Origin of the sequence: Chitinophaga sp. CF118 (assembly GCF_900112615.1) — a bacterium.
Taxonomy (GTDB): Bacteria; Bacteroidota; Bacteroidia; order Chitinophagales; family Chitinophagaceae; genus Chitinophaga.
Window position 1 is genome coordinate 1 of the sequence record NZ_FOMK01000019.1, and the last position, 10,547, is coordinate 10,547.

Annotated in this window: 3 protein-coding genes; all 3 read right to left on the bottom strand. The window is 42.8% G+C overall.

The window, feature by feature from the left end:
* Nucleotides 1-5,750: non-ribosomal peptide synthetase (locus tag BM176_RS31955; RefSeq protein WP_090108481.1), on the bottom strand; the 5,750-nt coding region annotated here is incomplete at its 3' end.
* Complete coding sequence (locus BM176_RS31960; protein WP_090108482.1) at nucleotides 5,747-10,045, bottom strand: non-ribosomal peptide synthetase; 4,299 nt, start codon at nucleotides 10,043-10,045, stop codon at nucleotides 5,747-5,749. The genes BM176_RS31955 and BM176_RS31960, both read right to left, overlap by 4 nt.
* Before the next feature lie 43 nt (nucleotides 10,046-10,088).
* The coding region (locus BM176_RS31965) for a phosphopantetheine-binding protein (protein ID WP_143097981.1) at nucleotides 10,089-10,547 on the bottom strand (459 nt) is incomplete at its 5' end.

The following is a 10,547-nucleotide window of genomic DNA, read 5'->3' on the forward strand; positions in this document are numbered from 1 at the left end:
GGCTGATTCAGATATCCTCTACAGAGACCATCTCCACTCGTGCAGATCTCTCCTACCACACCTATCGGACATAAGGCTCCACCGGGTGATAAAACTGCTGTTCTTGTATTCTGTATAGGACGGCCTATTAATACATTCTGACGATCATTATGCCGGGGAATGTTATAAGAATTGGTAACATCAGAAAACTCTGTCTGACCATAAGTGTTGATGATTTTAAGATCTTCATTACCCTGGTAACATTTGTTTACAAAATGAGTGTTTAGTCGTTCTCCTGTCAGGATCAGCGTTTTTACACACCCCAGTTGAATAGTGGGCGTATAAGACAAATATTCATTTAACTGTGAAGGAATCACTTCCAATACTGCTGCATGATGGGTATTAGCCAACTGTAACAGTTTATCTATACTTCTCAGTTCTTCATTATTGCACAGCACTACTTTTCCACCTGTTACAAGCGGCGCTAGCAACTGCCATATACCACCTACAAAATGCAGGGCTGAATTATGGCAAATCACCGATTCCCTGTTTAATCCCAGCTGATCTATTTTGCTGTACAGGTGATTGATGATTCCTTTATTCTCCAGCATACAACCTTTAGGCACTCCTGTAGAACCTGATGTATAAATCACGTAGGCCAGATCCACGGAACTGTTGACAGATGGGAGGTTTTCTTTCTTATAACCTGCGGCTGCGGCCAGCTCATTACTATTAATGACTGCCTTACAGTTGCTGTTTGTCAGTATATAATCGATGCGTTCCTGTGGCAACTCAATATCTACCGGTACACAACCTCCACCGCTTTTCAAAACACCCAGTATGGCAATAGCCATAGCTGCGCTACGATCCAGCTGAATGCCAATTAAATCATCTGCCGTTACATCGTAATTATTACGCAGGTAATGTCCCAGCTGGTTAGCCTGCTCATTCAACGCCTGGTAAGTGTAACTCTTATCTTCAAAAATGAGTGCAATCGCATCAGGTGTCTGTATTACCTGTTCTTCAAACAGTTCTATGATAGTGCTGTTTGAAGGATATGTAGTACGGGTATCATTAAAAGCATGCAGTAATTGTTGTTTTTCTGCTCCTCCCAGGCAATCCAGGCTATTGAGCGCTGCGCCGGGTTGTGCTAATACAGCACCTATCAACCTTTCAAAATGATGAGCAAGGCGCTCTATCGTTTCTTTGCTATAGAGATCACTATTGTATTCAATTCCCATTCCCAGTTCCTCTCCCATCTCCATAAAATAGAAGGTGAGGTCAAATTTGCTGATCACATGTTCCCCGCCTTTGTAATTACTTACCTTCAGTTCACCGGGAACCTGATCCGCCTCCTTATGATTACCGGAATGCTGTAATACCAGCATCACATCAAACAACGGACTGCGACTCATATCGTGCTTAAGCTGTAATTCATCTACCAGTTCATCAAAAGGGTATGTCTGATGTGCATATGCTCCCAGTGTTACCTGCCTGATATTTTCAAGCAGTTCTTTATAACTGTTCTCACCATTAAACCGTGTTCTTAATGCCAGCGTGTTTACATAAAACCCAATCTGTCCATCCAGATCTGCATGGTCCCTTCCTGCTGCCGGGCTGCCAATGATAATATCTTCCTGATGCGTATACTTATACAATAAGGTATTCACCATCGCCATCAATCCCATGAACAATGTAGCTCCCTGTTCCTGTAGCAAGGTTTTGATACCTTTTGTAAGTTGTTTGTCGAATGACCTCCTGATAGCTCCTCCATTATAGGTTTTTATCAGCGGACGGGGATTATCTGCCGGCATATCCAGTACGGACAGTTCGCCACTGAACTGATCCAACCAATAAGAACGGTGTTCTTCTAATGATTCCCCCTTTAATTGTTCCTGTTGCCAGCATGCATAATCTTTGTACTGAATGTGCAAAGGTGCTAACATATCATCATAGCCACCAGTACGAACATTATAAAACAACATCAGCTCGTGCACCAGGATTTCCATCGACCAGCCATCACTGATGATATGATGCATCACATAACTGAATACCCATTTATTATCTGACACCTGGTATAATGCTGCACGGAGCAAGGGACCATCTGTAAGATTAAAAGGCTCAGTAGCTGCCTGATGCACCTGCGATTTCAACATAACTTCCTGATCCATCTCATCGCGTAAATCACGATACTGTATTGAGAATGTAGTGTCAGCTGCTGCATGAATATGCTGTTTCACCTCTCCCTGTTCATCTTCTTTAAAGGTTGTCCGCAGACTTTCATGTCGTGTTATCAGTTGCTGAAAAGCATATTCCAACGCGCCACAGTCCAGATTCCCTTCAAAGATTCTTACACCCGGCATATTATAGGCAATACTACCTTCTTCAAACTGACTCAGTACCCACAACCTGCGCTGTGCTGATGACAAAGGATAATCAGATTGTACTGGTGCCGGAGCCAGGGTAACAAATAATGTTTTACGGGCCTGCTGTATCATCAATGCCTGTTCTTCTAACACCGGTGTTACAAACAAATCTTTTATGGATACGTTAACTTCAAAAGTTTTGTGGATGCGGGCGGCTACACGCATCATTTTTAAGCTGTGGCCTCCCAGGTCAAAGAAGTTATCTTTGATCCCAATTTTGTCTTTGCCAAGGATCTCCTGCCAGATCAGCACCAGTTTCTCTTCTGTTTCATTACGGGGTGCTTCATAGGCTACTGTAGTAGTCAGCGATAGCCCTTCCGGAGCAGGTAATGCCTTCCTGTCCACTTTCCCGTTTACCGTTAAAGGCAATGCATCCAACTGTACAAAATAAGTAGGGTGCATGTATGCCGGTAACAGGTTGTTTAAATAATACCGGATACCAGGGATATCTAATGCTTCCCCAGCCGTAATGTAGCCTACCAGTTCTTTATCCCCTTCGGCTCCTGTACGGCATATCACCGAAGCGGCATTTATCAATGGGTGTTGTACCAGCGCACTTTCTATCTCTCCTAACTCAATACGATAACCACGGATCTTTACCTGATCATCTTTACGACCAATATATTCGATCCTGCCATCTGGCAGCCATCTACCTACATCTCCCGTTTTGTACATCCGTTCATCTTTCATGAAAGGATCTGTTACAAACTTTGCCGCGGTCAGTATTGGTTTGTTTAAATATTCACGCCCCACGCCTGATCCTGCTATGCAGATCTCTCCCGGTACTCCTACAGGACATACACCCTGCTTTTCGTCAAGGATATAGATCCGGGTAGCCGCAATCGGTTTGCCTATCAGTATCGGCTGCTGTTCATGCAATTCTTCTATGATGCAGCCTACAGTGGTTTCTGTTGGACCATATTCATTGTATATTCTAATACCTGGGTTAATATTTTTAAGAATGCTTACCTGTTCTGTAGTAACCTGTTCACCTCCTACGATCGCATAGCGGATAGCATTGTTTTTTATTTGAAGGTGTTTTAAGATGTTGATGTGAGAGGGTGTCAGTTTGATAGTGTTGATAAAACTTTCTCCCCTGAAACTATGAGCCAGGATAGTGGAGATATCGTCCTGCTGGGGGTACACATATAACTTCCCTCCCAGTATCAAGGGGCAGAAGATACTTGTTACCGTTAAATCAAAAGACAACGATGTATACAATCCAAAGTTTACATCAGGGGTTTCAAAGTAATAACTGCTGGCCCATTGGATATAACCAGTCAGGTTGCTATGAGTGATGGCACAACCTTTTGGCAACCCGGTGGAACCGGAGGTATAGATCACATAAGCCAGATCATCTGCTGTATGCTGAACAGGCAAATTCTCTTTGCTGTAATAATCCATTATTTCCACAAACCGGCTGATCTCTACATCATCCAGCAATACCTTACAACCGCTGTCACTCATCAGGTAGTCGATACGATCCTGCGGATAACTCAGATCAATAGGTACATAAGCACCTCCTGATTTCAGTACACCCAAAATCGAGATGATCATCCATTCGCTGCGTTCCTGTTTGATACCGGCAAGGTCATTGGGGTGCATATCGTAACAATCCCGTAAGTATCCCGCTAACTGGTTAGCGTATTCATTTAATTCACGGTAAGTAAGCGAGGTATTTTCAAAAACAACCGCTACGTTATCGGGGGTGGCAACTGCCTGTTCTTCAAACAGCGCAACAATAGATTTGCTATTGGCTACAAAGTTCGAAGTATTGTTAAAATCTATCAGTAATGTATTTCTTTCAGTCGCACTTAAATAATCCAGTGTATCAATAGCTACTTCAGGCTGATCCATCACTGCCGTTAACAACTGTTCAACATGTGCGGATAAACGCGCTATGGTTGACTTGTTATAGATATCACTGTTGTATTCAATCGCCATGCCCAGTCCCTTACCGCTATCACCAAAGAAGAAGGTGAGATCGAACTTACTATTTGTCTGTTCTCCCTGGGTATAACGACTGGCTTTCAGTTCTCCTAATTGCTGGCCGGCTGTTGCACGGCCATCGGTTTGCTGTACAACCAGCATCACGTCAAATAATGCGCTACGGCTCTGATCCCGTTTGAGGTTTAGCGTATCTACCAGTTCATCAAAAGGGTAAACCTGGTGCCTGTAACCGCCCAAGGTGACGTCTTTTACACGTTGCAGCAGGTCACGGAAGCTGTCATTTCCTTTAAAACGTGTTCTTAAGGCCAGTGTATTGGCATAAAAACCGATCTGGTTTTCCAGGTCGATATGTTCTCTGCCGGCCACCGGACTGCCGATAATAAGATCTTCCTGGTTCGTGTATTTAAATAAAATCGTATTGATTACCGCCAGCAAGCCCATGAACAGGGTGCTGTCCTCCGACTGGCAATATTCTCTTAGACGGTTACCCAGCTCCGTATTAATCAGCCGGGTTATCACACCACCATTATATGTTTTTACAGGGGGACGCATCCTGTCTGAAGGAAATTCCAGTACAGGAAGACTGCCTTCAAATTGTTTTAACCAGTATGACTCGTGTCCCTTCAGGTCTTTACCGGTCAACGCTTCCTGTTGCCAGGATGCATAGTCTTTGTATTGAATGCGCAAAGGAGATAATGAGTTGGCTTTGCCATTGAGATGCGCATTATATAATAACAGCAACTCTTTCATCAATACATCCATTGACCAGCCATCGCTGATAATATGATGCATCACATAGGTAAACACCCATTTATTTTCTGCCAGCTGATAGAGGTCTGCACGTAACAGCAGCCCTCTTGACAAATTAAATGGCATGGTTGTTTTTTCCTGTACCAGCGCCTTTAACAGATCAGTTTGTTCCTGCAGATCATGGCTACCGACTTCAAAGCTCACCGCTTCCGGAGCAAGGATAAACTGCCTGATCTCTCCCTGTTCGTCCTCACAGAATATGGTACGCAGAATTTCATGCCGTGATATCAGTTGTTCAAAGCAATATTTTAATGCTGCAACATTCAACATCCCTTCAAACTCATACACACTGGGTATATTATATGCGGCATTTCCTCCTTCAAACTGGCTCAGCACCCATAACCGGCGCTGAGCTGATGATAAAGCATAATGCGGTGCGGAAGCAGACTGCGGAATAGAAAGATGTGTTTTCTTTTTCTTTTTCCCTGCATCAATAAATGCCACCAGATCCTCCTTGTGATATGCAATCTCCTCTAACAGATCTTCCGTTAAAACACCTTTCGCTGCTTTAATGTCTAATCTGCCATCAACCTGATGGATGCTGACGTTCAGCTTTTTTAGCTTTAAATACAGATCTGATATCATATTGAAAATATTTCAGTATCATCAATTAAATTGGATTCTTCCATACTCAGATTCACCCAGTTGGTTCCTTCTATTTCGTTTGCCACCGCTTCTATGGTAGGCTGACTAAACAAGGCATCCAGGCTTTGATCCATATCAAATTCCTTGTTGATCTTTGCAATCAGCCGCATTGCTTTTAAACTATTGCCACCTAAATCAAAGAAGCTGTCACGGATGCCTATTTTGTCTTTGTTTAATATTTCCTGCCAGATGGCTACCAGTCTTTCATCCGTTTCATTGCGTGGTGCTACATATGCTACGGTTGTTTCCATTCCGTCGCCCTCCATCTCTGCGAGTAGTTTCCTATCTACTTTACCATTCCGGGTTAATGGAATTTTATCTACCTGGATAAAACGGGTAGGGATCATGTAGGCAGGTAATTGCACTTTCAGGAAGTTGCGGATATTATTCTTTGTATCGACCACCTCATGCCATTGCATTTCGGGCATCTGATCTGATGTTGTATTGAGCAATTGCTCATTAAGCATCTCTTCAGAGATCGCATATACATCATAGAGACCCGTATTCTTCAGGTAAGCACTTTGATTAATTTGAACGCGGAAGCCATGTGCAGACAGCATGTTGAGCATAATGTCTTTTCTGCCGTCAAAATCATGGATCTCCAGGACTATCTGCCTGATCTTCTTCCAGTCTTGCTCTTCAATACCGTTAAGCACATCGAGTTCGCTTTTTTCCACATCTATCTTGAGGTAGTCGATCCGCTCAATGTTATTTTCCCTGATTACCTGGGAGAGTGTTTTGAGTTTGCATGGGAACGTATTCACTTTTAACCGGTCTTTCAACAGCATGTCAATCTCGTCTTCCGTTGTTTCCTCTTCTGCTAACCGTTCCTTGTTTGTAATGGTTTGCTTAACAATGTCCATAATATCATTCCCTTCTGCATAGCGGCTGGAAAGCACGGTAGCATTAGGGAAGAATGTAAATTCAACCGTTTCTTCTTTATCAGCGATACCTATATTAAACAGGTTGAAATTGCCAGGATATAAGGAGGCATTCAGTTTTAGCAATTCAAAGGTGGGAGGCAACGGCTCAAAGGAATATATTTTAGCGCCTCTGGCCTGCATGGCGGCAAATACAGAGAACATTCCTATATTGGCGCCAATATCAATGATACAGGCATTCTCAGGCATTGTTACACCATATTTCAGGTAACATTTATCTTTAAAAACTTCATCATACAGGAACTTTAATTCTGTATTGTTATAGGCATACATATCCAGGTTCCCGGGTAACTCATATAACTTCGCTCCCTCAGGTAAACCATTCGCCTTGTTTTCTGCTATAATGCGAGCCCTGTTGCCTGAATCCTTACCGGATGTATAATAGGCTACCATTTCAGGATTATCATCTCCGTTTTTCCGGGCCAGTACAACCGCATCTTCTACCGCATCATGTTTTAACAATACATTTTCAACCTCACCCAGCTCTACCCGGTAACCGTTGATCTTTACCTGTTCATCTATACGGCCCATGAACTCAAGCGAGCCATCATCCAGCCATCTGCCCAAATCGCCGGTCTTATACATCCTGGCACCCTGCACAAAGGGATCTGCCATAAATCTTTCTGCGGTCAGCTTCTCATTGTTTAAATATCCATTTGCAACACCACTACCACTGATATATAATTCACCGGGAACACCGATACCACAGCACTCATTTGATTTATCCAACACATATATTTTTGTATTGGCAATTGGCTGCCCGATAAGCACGGGTGCATCTTTCTGTAATTCCGTTACCACACAACCAACAGTCGTTTCAGTGGGACCATATTCATTGTATACTTCAATGGATGGATTGATCTGTTTTAAGATATTCACATGCCGGGGAGTAACTTCTTCACCGCCCACAATGGCACGCATCATGGTAGTGGATATGATATTAAGATGTTCCAGCAAATTGATGTGGGAAGGTGTGAGTTTTATGGAATCAATGCCGCTTTCAGTACTGAAGGAATGCTGTAATATAGCTGGCAGCTCTTCATGCTGATTATAAATATATAATTTGCTTCCACGCGTTATTGCACAAAAAATACTTGTTACAGTAAGGTCAAATGACAGGGAAGTAAATAAGCTGAAGCCGGACGTTTCCGCTGGTTTAAAATAATACCCATTGGCCCACCTGATATAGTGATAGAGATTAGCGTGCGTGAGCATACATCCTTTGGGATTTCCCGTAGATCCCGAGGTGTATATTATATACGCTAAATTTGCCGGCTGCACCACCACGCAGGATAATTCCATTGCGGTGTTCAGGGTATCCAGTTGTATATCAACAGCAAAGGTATCTCCCTGGTAACTGCCCAGGTTATACATATAATCCATCTGCGTCAGCAACAACCTGATACCTGTATCGTTCAGTATATACTCTTTACGTGCCTGCGGATAAGCAGGATCAATGGGTACATAAGCTGCCCCCGCTTTGAGGATACCCAGTATTGAGATAATCACATTCTCTGACCTGTCCTGCATAATACCAACCAGGTCATTTGCCTGGATGTTGCAGGTTTCCAGCAGATAGTTGGCAAGCTGATTGGATTTTTGATCCAGTTCTTTATAGGTCAGCGTGCAGCTACCTGTTTCCAGTGCTATGTTATCAGGTGCGCTGAGTACCTGTTGTTCAAATAAAGTTAACACTGTCTGATCCTGGGCATAAGCTGTTTCAGTGGCATTAAAATCATTGATCAGCAACTGTGCTTCTATCGCATTTATATACGTGAGTTTATTGATAGCCGTGTCAGGATTCTCTGTTGCAGATCTTAGTAATTGTGTGAGGTGCAGACTCAATCTGTCAGCAGTCGTTCTGCTGAATAAATCGCTGTTATATTCCAGCATCACATTTAATCCGTTGGCAGACTCCGAAAAGAAAAACGTGAGGTCAAATTTGCTGAATGTACGTTTATTGCTTTCGTAACTGCCTACTTTAATGCCACCCATTCCTGCGGCAGAATAATCATTTTCCATTTCCAGATCACGCAGTTCCATCATTACATCAAATAATGGGCTTCTGCCGGCGTTTGTTTTCACGCCCAGTTCATTTACCAGTTCATCAAACGGATATGCCTGATGTTCGTAAGCAGCGACATTCAGTTGTTTAACATTATCCAGCAGTTCCCTGAAACTATCTGTTCCTTTAAACAGGGTTCTCAGGGCGAGTGTGTTGGTATAAAAACCAATCTGACCTTCCAGGTCATTATGATTTCTGCCAGCTACTACCCTGCCTATTGTAATGTCTTCCTGGCTGGTATACTTATATAATAAGGCATTCACCACGGCCATTAAACCCATAAAAAGTGTACCTCCCTGCTCCTGGCACATCGCTTTTAACGGCAGGAGTACATCCTTGCTGATGGTTGTATGAATGTTATCACCATTGTATGTTTTTAAGACAGGTCTTGGTTTATCCGTTTTTAATTCCAGTGCTGGCACTTCTCCTTCAAACTGTTTCATCCAGAAGAGTTTATGTTTTGCCAGCGACTCACCGCTCAGTTGCTGCTGTTGCCAGCCGGCATAATCTTTATACTGGATACGTAGTGGTGCCAGTGGATTCTCTTTGCCATTGATGTTGGCATTATACAGCTGTAACAGTTCACGGATTAATACACCCATTGACCAGCCATCGCTGATAATATGATGCATGGTATAAGTAAAGACCCATTTATTTGCTGCTACCTGGTATAAGTTTGCCCGAATCAGCGGGCCATTGGCAAGGTCAAAAGGTTTTACGGAGGCCGCATGAACAGCTTTTTTTACCATTTCTCCCTGATTCATAAAATCCTCGCAGACAAGGACAAATCCGGTTGCTGAAGGAGCGATAATAAATTGTTTTACTTCTCCCTGTTCATCCTTTTTAAAGACGGTACGCAAACTTTCATGACGTGCAATCAGTTCATTAAAAGCATTCCTGAGTGCTGCAAAATCCAGGTTGCCTTCAAAGGTGTATGCGCCTGACATATTATAAGCAGCGTTGCCCTCTTTGAACTGGCTCAGTACCCACAATCTTTTTTGTGAAGATGATAATGAATAGTTGGATTGTGGAGCTACCGGTTCAATTCTATCAATATGCGCGGCATTGTTATCTTCAGATAAATACCGGACAAGGGCAGGTTTATTTTCCTTTATTGCGTTTACCAGTTCATCATTTAATGTGCCGGCAGGTGCGTTCACAATGAGGTCACCATTAACGACGTCGATCAGAATTCCTTTTTCTGCTAAATTTAATATCAGCGTATTCATTATAATTAGATTTAAGTATATGGTAGATATGAGAGGTGGTTATTTATAATCTTATTACTTCCCGTTCTTCAGTGAGTTTAACATCTGCTTTTTTCGATTCGTACAGCCATTTTTTCTTTTGTATTTCCTCTCCTATTTTTTCTATTTCCGGGGTTTTGAAAATTTCCTTCAGTGTTATATTCACTTTAAAAACATGTTTTATCTTATTGGCCATCGTAGTTGCTTTCAGACTATGGCCACCTAAGTCAAAGAAGTTATCATTCATCCCAATTTTATCTCTCTGCAGGATCTCTTCCCAGATCTTCACCAGCTTTGACTCTGTCTCATTGCGGGGAGCTACATATTCTACTCCGGAAGATATACTGGCATCTATCATTGTACGCAACGCTTTCTTGTTGGTTTTACCGTTGGCCAGCTGTGGCATTTTATCCAGCTGTTTGTAATAAGCAGGCAACATGTAGTTAGGCAGCTTTTTACCCAACCAGGCACGCAGCTCACTTAC